This is a genomic window from Pseudomonas ekonensis, from assembly GCF_019145435.1.
Taxonomy (GTDB): Bacteria; Pseudomonadota; Gammaproteobacteria; order Pseudomonadales; family Pseudomonadaceae; genus Aquipseudomonas; species Aquipseudomonas ekonensis.
The window spans coordinates 137984-154788 of the sequence record NZ_JAHSTS010000003.1; the positions used below are offsets into that span (position 1 = coordinate 137984).

Annotated in this window: 13 protein-coding genes; 10 read left to right on the plus strand and 3 right to left on the minus strand. The window is 67.3% G+C overall.

From position 1 onward, the window contains the following. Window positions 1–5 precede the first annotated feature (5 nt). From KVG96_RS24625 to KVG96_RS24635, 3 genes are all read left to right on the plus strand, one after another. Window positions 6–932: a LysR family transcriptional regulator gene (locus KVG96_RS24625; RefSeq protein WP_217894375.1), complete on the plus strand. Its 927-nt coding sequence runs from the start codon at window positions 6–8 to the stop codon at window positions 930–932. Between the two features lie 104 nt (window positions 933–1036). Further along, entirely contained in the window at window positions 1037–1663 is a 627-nt protein-coding gene (locus KVG96_RS24630) for a glutathione S-transferase family protein (protein WP_217894376.1), read from the plus strand. Between the two features lie 63 nt (window positions 1664–1726). Then, the gene (locus tag KVG96_RS24635) at window positions 1727–3757 is read left to right on the plus strand and encodes a pyridoxamine 5'-phosphate oxidase family protein (protein WP_217894377.1); all 2031 of its coding nucleotides are present in this window, start codon (window positions 1727–1729) and stop codon (window positions 3755–3757) included. Between the two features lie 48 nt (window positions 3758–3805). Here the strand turns inward: KVG96_RS24635 and KVG96_RS24640 are convergent, their stop codons facing one another. Then, complete coding sequence (locus tag KVG96_RS24640; RefSeq protein ID WP_217894378.1) at window positions 3806–5173, minus strand: glycosyltransferase family 4 protein; 1368 nt, start codon at window positions 5171–5173, stop codon at window positions 3806–3808. A gap of 524 nt (window positions 5174–5697) precedes the next feature. Between KVG96_RS24640 and KVG96_RS24645 the strand changes: the two genes are divergently transcribed. The 6 genes from KVG96_RS24645 (at window position 5698) to KVG96_RS24670 (ending at window position 13963) form a co-directional block, all read left to right on the plus strand. Further along, on the plus strand, window positions 5698–7257 hold the full coding sequence (locus KVG96_RS24645) for a glycosyltransferase (protein WP_217894379.1): 1560 nt from the start codon (window positions 5698–5700) through the stop codon (window positions 7255–7257). After that, a complete protein-coding gene (locus tag KVG96_RS24650; protein WP_217894380.1) occupies window positions 7251–8555 on the plus strand; it encodes a glycosyltransferase in 1305 nt (434 codons plus the stop codon). The genes KVG96_RS24645 and KVG96_RS24650 overlap by 7 nt, the downstream gene beginning before the upstream one ends. Before the next feature lie 4 nt (window positions 8556–8559). Next, a complete protein-coding gene (locus KVG96_RS24655; protein ID WP_217894381.1) occupies window positions 8560–9714 on the plus strand; it encodes an acyltransferase family protein in 1155 nt (384 codons plus the stop codon). Continuing rightward, window positions 9708–10523 (plus strand): class I SAM-dependent methyltransferase, encoded by an 816-nt coding sequence (locus KVG96_RS24660; RefSeq protein WP_217894382.1) that lies wholly within the window; start codon window positions 9708–9710, stop codon window positions 10521–10523. The genes KVG96_RS24655 and KVG96_RS24660 overlap by 7 nt, the downstream gene beginning before the upstream one ends. A 124-nt stretch (window positions 10524–10647) precedes the next feature. Continuing rightward, the gene (locus KVG96_RS24665; RefSeq protein ID WP_217894383.1) at window positions 10648–11844 is read left to right on the plus strand and encodes a DUF3142 domain-containing protein; all 1197 of its coding nucleotides are present in this window, start codon (window positions 10648–10650) and stop codon (window positions 11842–11844) included. Continuing rightward, on the plus strand, window positions 11831–13963 hold the full coding sequence (locus KVG96_RS24670; protein ID WP_217894384.1) for a hypothetical protein: 2133 nt from the start codon (window positions 11831–11833) through the stop codon (window positions 13961–13963). The genes KVG96_RS24665 and KVG96_RS24670 overlap by 14 nt, the downstream gene beginning before the upstream one ends. On the opposite strand, the gene KVG96_RS24675 is transcribed toward KVG96_RS24670, so the two are convergent. Next, on the minus strand, window positions 13960–14589 hold the full coding sequence (locus tag KVG96_RS24675; protein ID WP_217894385.1) for a LysE family translocator: 630 nt from the start codon (window positions 14587–14589) through the stop codon (window positions 13960–13962). The genes KVG96_RS24670 and KVG96_RS24675 overlap by 4 nt on opposite strands. A 144-nt stretch (window positions 14590–14733) precedes the next feature. Between KVG96_RS24675 and KVG96_RS24680 the strand changes: the two genes are divergently transcribed. Beyond that, window positions 14734–15207, plus strand: coding sequence for an Lrp/AsnC family transcriptional regulator (locus tag KVG96_RS24680; protein ID WP_085579211.1), 474 nt, complete (start codon window positions 14734–14736; stop codon window positions 15205–15207). A gap of 84 nt (window positions 15208–15291) precedes the next feature. Here the strand turns inward: KVG96_RS24680 and lpdA are convergent, their stop codons facing one another. Then, window positions 15292–16692, minus strand: coding sequence for a dihydrolipoyl dehydrogenase (gene lpdA / locus KVG96_RS24685; protein ID WP_217894386.1), 1401 nt, complete (start codon window positions 16690–16692; stop codon window positions 15292–15294). Window positions 16693–16805 lie beyond the last annotated feature (113 nt).

Consider the following 16805-nt stretch of genomic DNA (forward strand, 5'->3'; position numbering starts at 1 on the left):
GAAGGATGGACCGCTTCCAGGAAATGCAGGTCTTCACCGCCGTCGCCCAGGAGCAAGGCTTCTCGGCGGCGGCGCGGCGGTTGGGGTTGTCGGCGGCCAGCGTCACCCGGGCGGTGGCGGCGCTGGAGCAGCGGATCGGCACGCAGTTGCTGGTGCGCACCACCCGCAGCGTGCACGTCAGCGAGGCGGGGCAGCGTTATCTGGAGGATTGCCGGCGGATCCTGGCCGAGGTGCAGGAGGCCGAGGATTCCGCCGCCGGCAGCCATGCCCGGCCCCGTGGGCAATTGACGGTGACCGCGCCGGTGCTGTTCGGCGAGCTGTTCGTCACGCCGGTGATGGCCGGTTACCTGGCGCAGTATCCCGAGGTGTCGATCAATGCCTTGCTGGTGGACCGTGTGGTGAGCATGGTCGAGGAGGGCGTCGATGTGGCGGTGCGCATCGGGGAGTTGCCGGACAGCAACCAGCACGCGATCCGGGTCGGCGAGGTGCGGCGGGTGATCTGCGGTTCGCCGTCGTACTTTGCGGCGCATGGCCGGCCGGTGTGTCCGCAGGATCTGGCCGGGGCGCCGGTGGTGGCGACCTCTTCCATCGGTCAGGTGCGCAACTGGCCGCTCATCGAGCACGGCGAACCGGTCAGCGTGCGCCCGGAGCCCCGGCTGGTGGTGACCGCCAACCAGGCCGCCATTGCCGCCGCCTGCCTGGGGCTCGGTTTGACGCGGGTGCTGTCTTACCAGGTGGCCGGCAAGATCGCGTCCGGCGAGCTGGAGATCGTCCTCGCCGAGTTCGAGCTGCCGCCGCTGCCGATCCACGTGGTGTATCAGGGCGGGCGCAAGGCGCCGGCGCGGGTGCGCAGTTTCGTCGACTACGCCGTGAAGGCGCTGCGTGAGCATCCGGGGCTGAAGGAGGCGGCGTTATTTCGCCCAGTGAAATAATCGATTGCGTTTGCTGGTGATTCTATAGGTCTGGTGAAAGGCGGAAGATGGCCGCCACGGTTGTCGCCCATTCCGGGCGGCGCTTTCCTCCTGCGGAGTCGACCATGCAAGCGATCAAACTCTACAACTTCCCGCGTTCCGGCCACGCACACCGCGTGGAGTTGATGCTCTCGCTGCTGCAATTGCCCGTCGAACTGATTCTGGTCGACCTGGCCAAGGGTGAACACAAGCAAGCACCGTTTCTCGCCCTCAACAGCTTTGGCCAAGTGCCGGTGATCGACGACGGCGGCGTGGTGCTGGCCGATTCCAACGCGATCCTGGTGTACCTGGCGCAGAAGTACGGCAACGGCCGCTGGCTGCCGGCCGATCCGGTGGGCGCGGCACGGGTGCAGCGCTGGCTGTCGGTGGCGGCCGGCCCCATCGCCTTCGGCCCGGCGGCGGCGCGGCTGGTCACGGTGTTCGGCGCCCAATTGAATGCCGACGAACTCATCACCCGCGCCCACAACCTGCTCAAGGTCATGGACCTGGAACTGGGCAAGACTCCGTACCTGGCCGGTGCGGAGCCGACCATCGCCGATGTCTCCGCCTACAGCTACATCGCCCACGCGCCGGAAGGCAACGTGTCGCTGGACGATTACGCCAATGTCCGTGCCTGGCTCCAGCGCGTCGAAGCCTTGCCCGGTTTCGTCGGCATGCCGCGCACGGTGGCCGGCCTGCAGAAAACCGCCTGATGTCCACGGCCCGGCCGAGCCGGGCCATCCACACTGCGCCGGCGGCGTAGGGGAGGCACTGTGATGGAACGTTCACCCTGGCACGCCGGCGAACGGCAACTGCAGACCCATGTCGGCGTCGCCGAGCGGATGGAGGCGTTCGGGCGCAAGGTGATCCGCACCTGGATGCCGGACCAGCACCGCGAGTTCTACCGGCAACTGCCGTTCATGCTGTACGGCGCGGTGGATGGCGAAGGCCGGCCCTGGGCCAGCGTGCTGGAAGGCGAGCCGGGGTTCGCCCGTTCACCGGATCCGGAACATCTGCACTTTCTGAGTCTGCCCGCCGCCGATGACCCGGCGGCGTTGCAGGACGGCGCCGCCATCGGCCTGCTCGGCATCGAATTGCACACCCGCCGCCGCAACCGGCTCAACGGGCGCATCGGCGCCCTTGGGGCCGACGGCTTCGAGGTGACGGTGGAGCAATCCTTCGGCAACTGCCCGCAATACATTCAGTTGCGTCAGTTCCAGCGGGTGCCGCTGACGGATCCGGCGACCCGGCCGGCCACCCACCTGGACGCCCTCGACGATGACGCCCGCGCCCTGATCGAAGGGGCCGACACGTTCTTTGTCGCCAGTTACGTCGAGGCCGACGGCCAGCGCTCGGTGGACGTCTCGCACCGCGGCGGCCAGGCCGGGTTCGTCCGGGTGCAGGGCAATCGCCTGACCATTCCGGACTTTGCCGGCAACCTGCATTTCAACACCCTCGGCAACCTGTTGCTCAACCCCCGGGCCGGGCTGCTGTTCATCGACTTTTCCACAGGCGATCTGCTGCAGCTCAGCGGACGCACCGAAGTGATCCTCGATGATCCGCAGATCGCGGCGTTCCAGGGGGCCGAGCGGCTGTGGACGTTCGAGGTGGAAAAACTGGTGCGGCGTCCGGCGGCGTTGGCCTTGCGCTGGCGCTTCGAGGGCATGTCGCCCACCAGCCTTTTGACCGGCAACTGGCCCCAGGCCGAGGCGCGCCTTCAGGCCCAGGCGTTGGGCGACCGCTGGCGGCCGCTGCGGGTGGCGCGGATCGAGACGCAGAGCCGCAACATCCGCTCGTTCTATCTGGAGCCGGCGGACGGCGCCGGTCTGCCGGTGTTTCAGGCCGGCCAGCATTTGCCGCTGCGCTTCACCCTCGACGGTGAAACGCACATCCGCACCTACAGCTTGTCTGGGGCGCCGTCGGACGATTTCTTCCGGATCAGCGTGAAGCGCGAAGGTCGGATCTCCACCTATCTGCATGAGCAGGTGCGAGTGGGCGATGTGCTGGAGGCGCGGGCGCCCCAGGGGCATTTCACCGTGGCGCCGCTGGAGCGGCGGCCTTTGGTGCTGCTGGCCGCCGGGGTCGGGGTCACGCCGTTGCTGTCGATGCTGCGCGAGGTTGTGTATCAGGGCCTGCGCACGCGGCGGATCCGGCCGACCTGGTTCATCCAGAGTTCCCGCAGCCTGGCCGACCAGCCGTTTCGCGCCGAGCTGGACCGGCTGCTGGAGGACACCGGTGACGCGGTGCGGGTGCTGCGCCTGCTCAGCCAGCCTGAGGACGGCTTGCTAGAAGGCGAGGACTTCGACCTGCGCGGGCGGATCGACGGCGACCTGCTGCGCAACCTGCTGACGGTCGAGGACTTCGACCAGGTCGATTTCGTCCTCTGCGGCCCCGGCGCCTTCACCCAAGGCGTGTACGACAGCCTGCTGGCGCTGGATGTGCGGGATGCGCAGATCCATGCCGAGACCTTCGGCCCGTCGACGTTGCGTCGCCGGGCCGACCCGGACGCGGTGGTGATCGATCAGCCGCCGGCGGCCACCCTCCCGGTGTCGGTGGTGTTCGAACGGTCGGCCAAGGAAGCCCGTTGGCATCCGGAGGGCGGCAGCCTGCTGGAGCTGGCGGAAAGCCGCGGCCTGCGTCCGGAGTTCAGTTGCCGGGGCGGTTCGTGCGGTACGTGCAGGACACGGCTGGTCAGCGGTGCGGTGCATTATCCACAGCCCCCGGCCGAAAGCCCGGAGGACGGGCATGTGCTGATCTGCTGCGCGGTGCCGGCCGCCGGAACCCAGGCCCTGGTGCTGGACCTGTGACCGGACGGGCCTGTGGATAACCGGGTCGCCGGGGGCCGGCGACCCGGTTCAGGTGTATTGAAGGGAATGCACGTGCTGCGGGGCAGGGCCGGACGTCAGGTTGCGTAAGGTGTGTGCGGCCATTTGCGCACTGGCCTCGCGCCAGGTGAGCCATTTCCAGTCGGCGACGTCACGGGCCGCGGGGAAGCGGCCGCTGCGTTCGAAGTCGCCGATCAGGTCGGCCAGCGTCTGCGGGTCGTTCAAGTCGAAATAGGCCATGAACTCGCGGCCGATCTCACGGAACACCGGAATGTCGCTGCCCATCGCGGGCAAGCCGCGCTGCATCGCTTCCACCAGCGGCAGGCCGAAGCCTTCGACGTAGGAAGGGAAGACCAACGAGCTGGCATGGGAGTAGGCGTACTCCAGGCTGGTGTCGTTCAGGTCGTTGAACATGAACAGGCGCTGGTTGAACTCGGGGTGGCTGCGGACCCGTGCAAGCAACGCTTCGCACTTCCAGCCGATGTGCCCGGCGATGCACAGGCGCGCCTTGGAGCCGGCGGCCCAGGCGCGTTCGAAGGCGTCGAGCAGGTAACTGTGGTTCTTGCGCGGCTCGATGGTGCTGACCATCAGGTACACCGGCTCAGGGGTGGAGAACAGGCGTTCCAGGCCTGGCTCGACGGCCGCGTCGGCCGCGCTCAGGTCCAGCTCGCAGCCCAGGTGAAAGTAGTCGAACCAGGTTTTGCGCGCCGCCGCGTGGCCGAGGCGCCGCTCCAGTTCGCCGCGCATCTGGTCGCGCACGGTCGCCGAAATGGCGACGTAACCGTCGGCGATGCGGGTGATCCAGTCGAACCAGGTGTTGAAGACCTGCACCAGCCGCGCGTCGTAGAAGTGCGGGTGGGTCAGCGGAATGAGGTCGTAGATCACGGCAGTGACGCCGACGCCTTCACGCTTGAGCTGTTCGGCGTGGGGGAAGAAGTCCGGGTTCCACGAGGAGTCGAGCAGCACCAGTTGGTCCCCCGGCCGATGCTGCAGCGGTTCGCAGCGGCTGGGCAGTTGATGGCGGTTGATCCGTTCGACCAGGCGCAGCGGCACGCTGAAGGCGGCCATGGCGCTGAGCCGGTAGGCTGCGTAGAGCGCCCGGCGCGCGATCCGGCCGGTGAGGCGGCGGTCACGGGCTTGATACCACTGCAGGAAATGATGGGCCAGGCGTTCCAGGCGTCCGCCGAACTCCACGATACGGTTGGACAGGGGCGTGTCCAGGGGGGCCAGGCGCAGCACGCGGTACAGCTTGCCGTTGAGGAACACCACCGGCACGCACTCGACGCCGTCCACGCTGGGCGGCAATTGGTTGATGACGTTGCGCACCACCCGCTGGATGCCCGAGTTGATCTGCGGATGCTGGAAAACGTGGGTGCACTCCACCAGCAGGCGCGTCATGACGTGCCCCGCGGCAGACGCCCGCCGGCCGTGTCCGGATGCAGCTTGGCAGATGGCTCCCCGGAGCCTTTGGTCACCGGAACGAACGGACAGTTTTTCAAACCGCGATCCCTTGGTCTTGAACTCTCACCGTTTTCCCACAGGCTTGGGGGGAATGTCTGTCAGACCGGAGCTAGAGCCCCTGTAAGAGGACAGGCGAGGTTGTTGTAGTTGTTTGGTTGCCAATCTGTGCCAATTAATCAGCAATTTCAACAAGTCTTACCGTGACCGGTCAGTTCTGCTTTGCGCAGCCCCATTTATTCGCGCCAGATGGTTCACGAAGTCGCGACGGATGTGTTTAGAATGCCCCTCGTCACGATTGGCCGAGGTTCGGCAGGGCGACGCGGGAACCCTGTGAAGCTGACCACTAAAACAAGAACGTAGACGGATCGAACACCAGGGCCTGCGCCATCCGCGACTTGCCCGGTTGCAGTTCTCCGTCATGAAATGAAATGGCCGGGACGGCTGTTTCATCGTGGGATGCCATGAATTTCATTCTCTACTCCGACGTCAACGACCACTCCATCAGCCAGAGCCTCGGACGTCCCGAATACAGCTACTACTTTGTGCTCAAGGCCTACCGGCCGGTGCTCGAAAGCCTCGGGCAAGTGCATGTGGTGTCTTCCCCGGCCGAAGTCGATCCCCTTTACCGGCAGCTGGTCGCCCGCGGCGAAGACTGTCTGTTCCTGTCGTTCGCACCGCCCCAGAAAACCCCGACCGAACTGGCCTGCCCGATGGTCTGCGTGGTCGCCTGGGAGTTCGATTCGATCCCCGACGAGCAGTGGGACGACGATCCTCGCCATGACTGGACGCGCATGCTGGCGCGCCATGGCCGGGTGATCACGCTGTCGAGCCACACCGCCCGGGCGATCCGCCGGGCCATGGGCGACGACTTTCCCGTGCTGGTCCTGCCCACCCCGTTGTGGGAGAACTTTGCCGCCATCCGCGAGCGGCAGGCCGATGCGCCGGTGAACCCGGGCATGACGCTGTCGATCAAGGGCTGCATTTTCGACACCCGCACCCTGGCCCTGTCGGCCGACGACCTGGTGCCCAAGCCGCTGACGCCCGAAGAGGAAGCGGCGCTCGAGGCGCTGCGTCCGCCGCCCTTGACCCTCAAGCGCCGTTTCGTCATCGCCCGGCACTTCCTGCGCCAGTGGGCGCTGGATCTGGGCCGCGAGCAAGGCGTGCCGCGGGTGAAGTTCCTGCATCACTGGTACTGGGAAGGGATCCGCGACCTGCTGTCGGACAAGGCCCACGGTTGGCTCGCCCGGCAACTGCCGGCGATCGCCGGCCCGCAGGCGGTGGCTGAGCCTGCGCCTGCGCCGCTCAACCTGCCGGACACCTCGCAGGTGGTCGAGACCCGCGTCGACGGGGTGGTGTACGTCACCGTGTTCAACCCCAAGGACGGCCGCAAGAACTGGCACCAGATGATCACCGCGTTCTGCTGGGCGTTTCGCGAAACGCCTGACGCGACGCTGGTGCTGAAGATCACCCAGAACGATCTGGCGTCCTACCACGGCGAGTTGATGACCCTGCTGGCGCAGCTGTCGCCGTTCGCGTGCCGGGTCGTGGTGATGCACGGCTACCTGGACGATGCCCAGTATGCCCGGCTGTACGAGGCCGCCAGTTTCTACGTCAACGCATCGCGCTGCGAAGGCCTGTGCCTGCCGCTGATGGAGTTCATGGCCAGCGGCAAGCCGGCCATCGCTCCCGACCATACGGCCATGGAGGACTACATCGACGACAGCGTGGCGTTCGTGGTCAAGTCCAGCGAGGAGCTGACCATCTGGCCCCAGGACTCGCGGATCATCTACCGCACGCTGCGCCACCGGCCCGATTGGGGATCGCTCAAGGACGCCTACGAAAACAGCTACCGGCTCGCCAAGAGCCAGCCGCAGGCGTACCGGCACCTGTCCGTCGCCGCGCTCGAACGCATGCGCGCCTACTGCGCGTTCGCGCCGGTGCAACAAAGGCTGGCGGACTTCCTAGGGCTGGTGCCGCCGATCGCCGTTGCCGCACCCGTTACGGAAGACGCCTCATGCTGATCATCATTCATTCCGAAACCAACCAGCACACCATCGAGCGCAACCTCGGCCGGTCCGAGTACAGCTATTACTTCGTGCTCAAGGAGTACCGGCCCGTGCTCGAGCGCCTGGGGCGGGTGGTCGAAGTCCGCGATCCGCAGCGGGAGGTCGATGCGCTGTACCTTGAGTGCGTCGCCCGCGGCGAGCCTTGCGTGTTCCTGTCCTTTTCGCCGCCGCACCGCACGCCGGTGCACCTGGCCTGCCCGACCTTGCCGGTGTTCGCCTGGGAATTCAGCACCATCCCCAACGAACCGTTCGCCGGCGAGCCGCGCAACGACTGGCGCACCGTGCTGCAGGCCTGCGGCGCGGCCATCACGCACTCCGGCTACACGGTCGATGCCGTGCACCAGGCCATGGGAACCGATTACCCGATCATCTCCGTGCCGGCGCCGGTATGGGACCGCTTCAGCGCCCGCGGCACGTCGGCACAGGCCCAGCCGCAGACCGGGCCGGTGCGCCTGACGATCAAGGGGCTGGTGGCCGACAGCCGTCAGCTCGACCTGGAGGCGTTCGGCCCGGTGCATCTGCGCCGGGGCAAGGCCATCGACTTCAAGGCGCCGGTTCGGGAGCAGGAACTGGTGCTCGACGGCGTGGTGTACACCTCGGTGTTCAACCCCGGCGACGGCCGCAAGAACTGGGAGGACATGCTCAGCGCCTTCTGCGTCGCCTTCCGCGACACCGAGGATGCGACGCTGGTGCTCAAGCTCACGCATCACGACGCCGAAGAGGCGCTCGGCGACATCCTCCATCACCTCTACAAGAACCAGTCCTACCGCTGCCGCATCGTGCTGATCCACGGCTACCTGGCGGATGCGGACTACGAACGGCTGGTGCAGGCGACCCGCTATGTGGTGAACACCTCCTACGGCGAAGGGCAGTGCCTGCCGCTGATGGAATTCATGTCCTGCGGCAAGCCGGCCGTGGCCCCGCGCACCACCGCGATGATCGATTACCTGGACGAAGACAACGCGTTCCTGGTGCGGACCACCGACGAGCTCACCGCGTGGCCCCACGACCCGCGCAAGGCCTACCGGACCTTGCGCTACATCACCGACTGGGCGTCGGTGCGCGACGCCTACCGGGCCAGCTACGAGGTGGCCAGGCACGATCCGCAACGCTACGCGCAGATGTCGGCACATGCGGTGCGCAGCCTTCAGGCCTTTTGCAGCCAGGCCGTGGCGGAGCAGCGCTTGCGCGATTTCCTGGGGCGGGCGCAGGCGCTGTGCGCGACGGCCCCTGCGCATACCTGCGGTGCCTGAGCCGATGAGCGAACGGCGGATCCTGGACATCGAGGTGCTGCGGGCCGTTGCGGTGCTGGGGGTGCTGTTCCATCACCTGCAAGGCAGCCTGTTCACCGATCAGGTGCCGTTGCTGGAGACGATCCATGCCTGGGCGCAGCCGTGGTGGGGCGTCGACCTGTTCTTCGCGATCTCCGGGTTCGTCATCGCCCGCAGCCTGATCCCTGCGCTGCGCGCTTGCGAAGGCCGTCAGGCGCAGTGGCTGCAGGTGCGCGACTTCTGGCTGCGCCGGGCGTTCCGGCTGTTGCCTTCGGCCTGGCTGTGGCTGGCGCTGATGCTGCTGGCCTGCGTGTTCCTCAACCGTTCCGGCGCCTTCGGCACGTGGCAGGCCAACGTGCAGGCCACCTTCGCCGGGGTGTTTCAATACGCCAACTTGCGCTTCGCCGACAGTTTTTTCCATTACGAGTACGGCAGCAGTTTCGTCTACTGGAGCCTGTCGCTGGAGGAGCAGTTCTACCTGCTGTTTCCGCTGTTGATCCTGGTGTGCCGCAAGCAGCTGGCCTGGGCCTTGCTCGCCCTGATCGCGGTGCAGCTCTTCACTGTGCGCACGCCGCTGCTGATGGTGGTTCGCACCGATGCGCTGGCGTTGGGCGTGCTGCTGGCGATGTGGAGTGCGCAACCGTCCTGGCGGCGCTTCGAACCGACCTTCCTGAGCCGGCCCTGGCTCGGCGTCCCGACGCTGATCGCGGTCGCGGCGCTGCTGAGCTTCATGGCCACCGACCGCTTCACCTTTGCCCCTTACCGCATCGGCTCGATCGCCGTGCTCGGCGCGGCGCTGGTGTGGATCGCGTCGTACAACCGCGACTACCTGCTGCCGGCGGGCCGTATGCAATGGCTGATGGCGTGGATCGGCAGCCGCTCCTACGGCATCTACCTGATCCACATTCCGGCCTATCAACTGGTGCGCGAACTGAGTTTCCGCCTGCAGGCCGCCGGCCTTCCCGACCTCGGCGGCCACCCGGTCGCCACGCTCCTGGCCGCCGCCGGCCTGATCGCGCTGCTGAGCGAACTGAACTACCGCCTGATCGAAATGCCCCTGCGCAACCGCGGCACCGCCCTGGTGCGGCGCCTGCGCACCTCTCCCACCGCCGTCCCATCCCCTGGAGCCACCTCATGCTGAGCCTTTTGAAGAAACTCACGGCGGCGCCGTCCGCCGAGCCCGTCGCCCCGGCCGCCGACAAGGTTGATCCGTACATGCTCGGGCTGCGCGACGCCATGCTCAGCGGCTGGTTCAACCAGGAGACCGGCGAGCTGTTCACAGGCTTTCCTGTGACGGCCGACGATACGCTGCTGGATGTGGGCTGCGGCGACGGCGGCAACGTGCACTTCTGCGGGATGCGCGGGGCGAAGATCATCATCGCCGACATCGACGGCGCCAAGGTCGAGGCCACCCGCCAGCGCCTGGGCGATACGCCGGCGCGCGGCGTCGAATGCCATGTCACCGACTGCAACCCGCTGCCGATCGCCGACGCCACCGCCACCCGTGTGGTGTCCACCGAAGTCATCGAGCACGTCGACGACCCGGCGCAGTTCCTCGCCGAACTGGTGCGGGTCGGCCGGCCGGGGGCGCTGTACCTGCTGAGCGTGCCGCACCCAAGTTCCGAAGACCTGCAGAAGGACATCGCCGCGCCGGAGTATTTCCAGAAACCCAACCACATCCGGATCATCGGCGAGGAGCAGTTCAAGGGCATGGTCAGCGACGCGGGCCTGGAGATCATCAGCCACAGTTCGTACGGCTTTTACTGGTCGATGTGGATGCTGCTTTTCTGGGAGGCGAAGGTGGACTTCAGCAACGCCGACCACCCGCTGCTCAACCACTGGGCCGACACCTGGCAGACGGTGCTCGACTCGCCGCGCGGCGCGCAGATCAAGCAGGCGCTGGATGCGGTCGTGGCGAAAAGTCAGGTGATCATCGCCCGCAAGCCTTAGCGCCGTCGCGGGCTTTTGCGATGCGTTGACTGACGCCATCGTCGGATCAGGCAACCAAGATGTCGGCCGCTCCCGACGGTTTTGTGTACCCTTGGCGCTTTGCGTGGCCAGGGAGTCGCAAGCAATGCGGTTTTACATCGGGCTGTCGGCGGTGCTGGCCATCGCCTCTTGGCTCTCGGCCTGTGAGCGCACGCCGGCGCCGCCCCTCGACCAGCAACTCTACATCTGGCAGCGCCAATGGACGCCCGCCCATGAGGCCGCGCTGCGCGACAGCCGCGCTGACTTTTCGACGGTGCGGGTGCTGGCGTTGCAGGCTTTTCCACAGGCGGGATGGAGCCGGGCGCGGATCGATCCGGCGTTGCTCCGCCAGGACGGTCGGCCGCTGATTGCGGTGATCCGGCTCGACGGCCAGCTCAAGTCCCTGGACCTTGCGCAAGCCACGGCGCAGATACTTCAGGTGCTCGACGACTGGCGGGGGCAGGGGCTGACGTTGGCCGGCGTTGAGATCGACCACGATGCCGGCAGCGCACGGCTGCCGGCCTATGCCGAATTCCTCACGCATCTGCGCCCGGCGCTGCCGCCCTCGTTGCCGCTGAGCATCACCGCGTTACCGGCGTGGCTGGACAGCCCGCAGTTGCCGGCGCTGCTGGCGGCGGTCGACAGCAGTGTGCTGCAGGTGCATGCGGTCAGCGATCCGCGCCGGGGCCTGTTCGATGCGGATCAGGCGCGGCGCTGGGCGGACGCCTGGGGACGGGTCAGCGACAAACCGTTCTACCTGGCGCTGCCGGCCTACGGCGTGGCGCTGTTGCCGGACAGCGGCGGGGCGCCTGGGGTGGAAAGCGAGGTCGCGATCCCGCGGCGCGGCGAACGCCGCGAACTGCTTGCCGATCCACAGGCCTTGAGCCAATTGGCCAGCGGGCTGCGGGGAAAACGCCCGGAACATCTGGCGGGCCTGATCTGGTTCCGCCTGCCGCTGGCCAACGACCGTCGGGCCTGGAGCCTGACCACGTTGCGTGCCGTCGCCCGCGACGAACCCCTGTCGAGCCGCCTCGACGTGAGCTTCGCGGCGCAGGACGGGCTCTACGACATCGGCCTCGCCAACCGCGGCAATCTCGACAGCCCGTGGCCCGCGCGCCTGACGGTCAAGGCCCGGGATTGCGTCGGCGCCGACGCCCTGGCCGGTTACACGTTGCAACAAACGCCGGATCTGCTTACCTTCACCCGCCTGCGCGACGGCCGGCTGCCGGCGGGCGGTCAGCGCGCCGTCGGTTGGGCGCGTTGCGCAAACATTGATCAAGGAGGTTCGCATGTTGACCCGTAACTGGCCCCGCCACCTGCTCTGCCTGAGCCTCAGCCTGCCGCTGGGCACGGCGCTGGCCTGCGGCCCGGACTTCCCGATGCGCCTGCTCGACAACCGCGGGCAATCGCTGGCGGAACTGCCGGAGGGCAACTTCAACTTCGAGATCAGCCGTCTGGGCAAAGCCATCGACGGGCTCAAGCTCACGACGGTGGCCACCCATAACCCGGACGCCTACGGCGAGCCCGGTGAATACGTCGACGAGCGCGAGCAGGCCGAGCAAGCGGATCTGACCGAAGCTGCGCAGGCGCAGGTCAAGCGCTTGCGCAGCCTCGGCGATGCCCGCCAGGCCTATGATCAGGGTGCCGACCTTCCCGCCGAGGTGCGCCTGTACGTGGCCGGCGCCGTGGCGTTCGCCGCCGCCGATTACCCGCTGGCGGCCGACTACTTCAGGCAGGTGCTGGCGCTGCCGGCGGATCAGCGCCCGTTGCGCAGCACGTGGGCGGCGTACTCCCTGGGCCGATCCCTGTACGCCATGAGCGGGCAGGCGGACGACGCCCTCGATCCGCTGGAGCAGGCGCTCGCCGCGTTCCGCCAGACCCGCCAATTGAACATCGACGGTTTCAGCGACCCGCTGGAGCTGGGCGTGGCCAGCCTCGGCGAAGAGGCCCGGGTGCTGCGCACCGCCGGAGACTGGAACGGCGCCATCGAACTGTACGCGGCGCAGAACCAGCATGGCTCGATGGTGGGGGCGTCTTCGCTGAAACTGCTGGTGAACGACCTGGTGGCGCTGCCCGAGGATCAACTGGCCAAGCTGCTGCGGGGCAAAGCGGTGCAGCAACTGGTCACGGCCTCGCTGATCAGCCGGATCGGCTGGTCGTTCGGCGAGCAGCCGGAGCGCGAGAAGGCACTCATCAAACTGCTGCAGGACAGCACCCGCGGCAGCCTGGACAACGCCGACCGCCTGGCGGCGATGAACTATCAGCAGGGCGACTACGCCAGCGCCAAGGCGTTTCTCGAACACGCCGGGGACGGCGGGCTGGCCTGGTGGCTGCGGGCGAAACTGGCGGTGCGCGACGGCGACGCCAACGCCGCCGCAGCGGCCTACGCCAAAGCCGCCCAGGCCTTTCCGAAGGACGAATCGTGGGGCGAGCGGCGCACGCCGGACTGGGCCTTCGAAACCCTGCGGCCCAAGTGCCGGGTGGACGGCGAAAGCGCGATCCTCGACCTGCAGCGCGGCGATTACCTGCAAGCCTTCGACCGGCTGTACCAAAGCCAGGACATTTACTGGTTCGACGCCGCCACCGTGGCCGAGCGGGTGCTGACGCTCGATGAGCTCAAGCGCTACGTCGATGAGAAAGTGCCGGCGCCGCCGGTGCTGAGCCAGCAGGACCGCGACAACTACGTGCCGCTGTCGGTGGCGGCGAACCTGCGCAACTTGTTGGGCCGGCGCTTGCTGCGCGAAGGCCGTTACGAAGAGGCGGTCGGCTACTTCGACAATCCCGACCTGCAGAACAAGGCCCGGCTGTATGGCCAGCAACGGCTGAACGCCGACGCGGCCTGGTGGCCGACCAAACGCGCCGCGGCGCTGTTCAACGCGGCCTGGACGGCCCGGGAATGGGGCATGGACATCCTTGGCTACGAGATGGCGCCGGACTACGCGACGTTCGGCGGCAACTACAGCCTGGAGACCGCCGAACTGAAGGTCGGCCCGCTGGTGGCCGACGCCGAAGTGCAGCGCCAGAAGGCCAGCGAGGCGCAGCCCGACGTGCGTTACCACTACCGGTTCGTCGCCACCGCGTTGGCCAGCCGCGCGGCCGACAACCTGCCGCACACCAGCCAGGCGTTCGCCGCCGTGCTGTGTTCGGCGGCCGGCTGGAACAGTAGCGAGGAGGATCAGCGCGGGCTGTACCAACGCTATGTGAAGGAAGGCCCGTACGTGCCGTGGGCGGTGGACTTCGGCCACCAGTGCCCGTATCCGGACTTCGAGAACGCTGACAAGCGCTACGTGACCCAGGTCACCGACGCCGTGCGCTCGACGCTGCGCCCTTACAAGTGGCCGGTGCAGATCGGCGCGGCCGTGGTGCTGGCGGGCGCTGCGCTGTGGCTGTTCGGACGCCGGCGCAAGGCCCGCAAAGCCTAGGCCTGCTGGACGAACGTCAAACGCACGGCGAAGCCGATCAACAGGCTGCCGAACAGCCACTGTTGCAGGCGCTGGGCCGAAGGGCTGTTGTGCAGCCAGCGGCCCAGGGCGGCGCCGGCCAGGGCGTAGGCGCTGTCGAACAGCAGCCCTGCGCCCACCAGCAGGGCGCCGAGCACGGCAAATTGGGTGAGCACCGGCGCGCCGTCGGCGACGATGAACTGCGGCAGCAGCACCGAGCAGAACAGCAACGCCTTGGGGTTGAGCAGATTGGTCAGCAGACCGCGGCGCACCGCTTCGCGCCATTGCGCCTTCGCGTCCGGCAGCGGCGCAGCGTTCAGGTCCGGCAGCAATGTGCTGCGCAGGCACTGGACGCCGAGCCACAGCAGGTAGGCCGCCCCGGCCAGGCGCACCACGTCGAACGTCCACGGCGCGGCCTTGAACAGCGCCGCCAGCCCCAGCCCCGCCAACGCCACATGGCAGCCCCGGGCCACCGCCAGTCCGACGGCAGTGGCCAGCGCCGCGCCGCGGCCTTGGCGGGCGCCGGTCTGCAACAGCAGGATCATGTCCGGGCCGGGCAGTAGGTAGACCACCGCCAATGCCAGGAAAAACAGCCAGAGACTCGCCATGCCGCACCCCTTTCGTTGTCGATTCGGTCGGCTCAGTCTAGGGCCGAAGGGTAGGGCAGGTGCTTGCGTAGTTCGCTTCAAAAGCGCTCATGATTGGCATAACCTGCTTTCTTTCTGCGCATAGACCATTGGAATCTGCCAACCATGAAACTGGACGCTTTCGACCGCAAGATTCTCGCCGCGCTGCAACGGGACGGGCGCCTGAGCAACGTGCAACTGGCCGACGAGATCGGACTGTCGGCCTCGCCGTGCCTGCGCCGGGTGCGGATGCTGGAGGAGGCGGGGGTGATCCGCGGCTACCAGGCCAACCTCGACCGCGATGAAGTGGGGCTGGGGCTGACCGTGTTCGTCGGGGTCAAGGTGGAGCGGCACAACGATGAGCGGGCCGAAGCGTTCCGGGCGGCGGTGACGGCGCTGCCGGAGGTGATTTCGGCGTTTCTGGTGTCCGGCGAGTCGGACTTCCTGTTGCAGGTGGTGGTGCCGGACCTGCGGGCCTATGACCGCTTTCTCACCGGTTGCCTGCTGAAGCTGCCGGGGGTGAGCGACATCCGCAGCAACTTTGCGATCAACACGGTGAAGACGCCGGGGGCGTTGCCGTTGGGGCATCTTCCGGCTTGAGGCCGGGTTGAGCCCATCGCGAGCGGGCTCGCTCCTACAGGACTGCAGCAATCTCTGTGGCAGCGAGCCTGTCTGCCGGCGGCCTTACATCTGCGTCGCCATCCCCTCCACATCCATCGCGGCCTGGCGCAACGCCTCCGAGCGGGTCGGATGCGGGTGGCAGGTCAGGGCGATGTCTTCGGCCGAGGCGCTGAACTCCATGGCCACACAGTATTCGCCGATCATCTCGCTGACGCTCGGGCCGACCAGGTGCACGCCCAGCACCTCGTCCGTGCGCTCGTCGGCGATGACCTTGGCGAAACCTTCGGTCTCGTGGTTGATCTTGGCCCGGCTGTTGGCGGTGAACGGGAACTTGCCGACCTTGTAGGCCCGGCCTTCGGCCTTGAGCTGCTCTTCGGTCTTGCCGACGCTGGCCAGTTCCGGCCGGGTGTAGATCACGTTGGGGATCAGGCCGTAGTTGACCTCGGCCGCCTTGCCGGCGATCCGCTCGATGCAGGCCATGGCTTCGTCTTCGGCCTTGTGCGCGAGCATCGGCCCGGACGTGACGTCGCCGATCACCCACACCCCGGCGGCCTCGGTGCGGTGGCGGTCGTTGGCGAGCATGCCGCGCTTGTCGGTGCCCAGGCCGACGTTCTCCAGGCCCAGCCCGCGGGTGTAAGGCCGGCGGCCGATGGCGACCAGCACATAGTCGGCTTCCAGCAGCTCGGCGGCGCCGCCGGCGGCGGGTTCGACACTCAGTTGCACGCCGCTGGCCGAGGACGTGGCGCTGGTGACTTTCGAGCTCAGCCTGAAGGCGATCCCTTGCTTGCCCAATGAGCGCTGCAAGGCCTTGCCGGTTTCGCCGTCGACGCCGGGACAGATGCGATCCAGGTATTCGACCACCGTCACTTGCGCCCCGAGCCGGCGCCAGACCGAGCCCAGCTCCAGGCCGATCACCCCGGCGCCGATCACCACCAGGTGCCTGGGCACTTCGCCGAGCGACAGCGCGCCGGTGGAGTCGAGGATGCGTTTGTTGTCGATCTCCACACCGGGCAGGGGCGTGGGCTCGGAGCCGGTGGCGATGACGATGTCCTTGGCGGTGAGCTCGATGCGGCTGCCCTGGTCGCCGGTCACGCTGACCTTGCCGGGGCCGTCGATGTGGCCCCAGCCCTTGATCCAGTCGACCTTGTTCTTGCGGAACAGGAACTCGATGCCTTTGGTCAGGCCGGCGACGCTCTCGTCCTTCTGCTTCATCATCTGCGCCAGGTTGAGCGACGGTTTGACCTCGATGCCGAGGTTGGCGAATTCCGGCCCCACGGCCGCTTCGTACAGTTCGGAGGCATGCAGCAACGCCTTGGAGGGCATGCAGCCGACATTCAGGCAGGTGCCGCCGAGGGTGGCACGACCCTCCACGCAAGCGGCCTTGAGGCCGAGTTGGCCGGCGCGGATCGCCGCGTTGTAGCCGCCGGGGCCGCCGCCCAGAATCACCACGTCATAGTTGCTCATGCGCTTGCTCCTGGTTGAAGGATGCGGATCGGTAACGGTAGTCCGCACTAAAAATTACGAACGTAATATGTGCGTTTCCGGACATTTCGGTCAAGGCTTCAGGCAAGCGACAG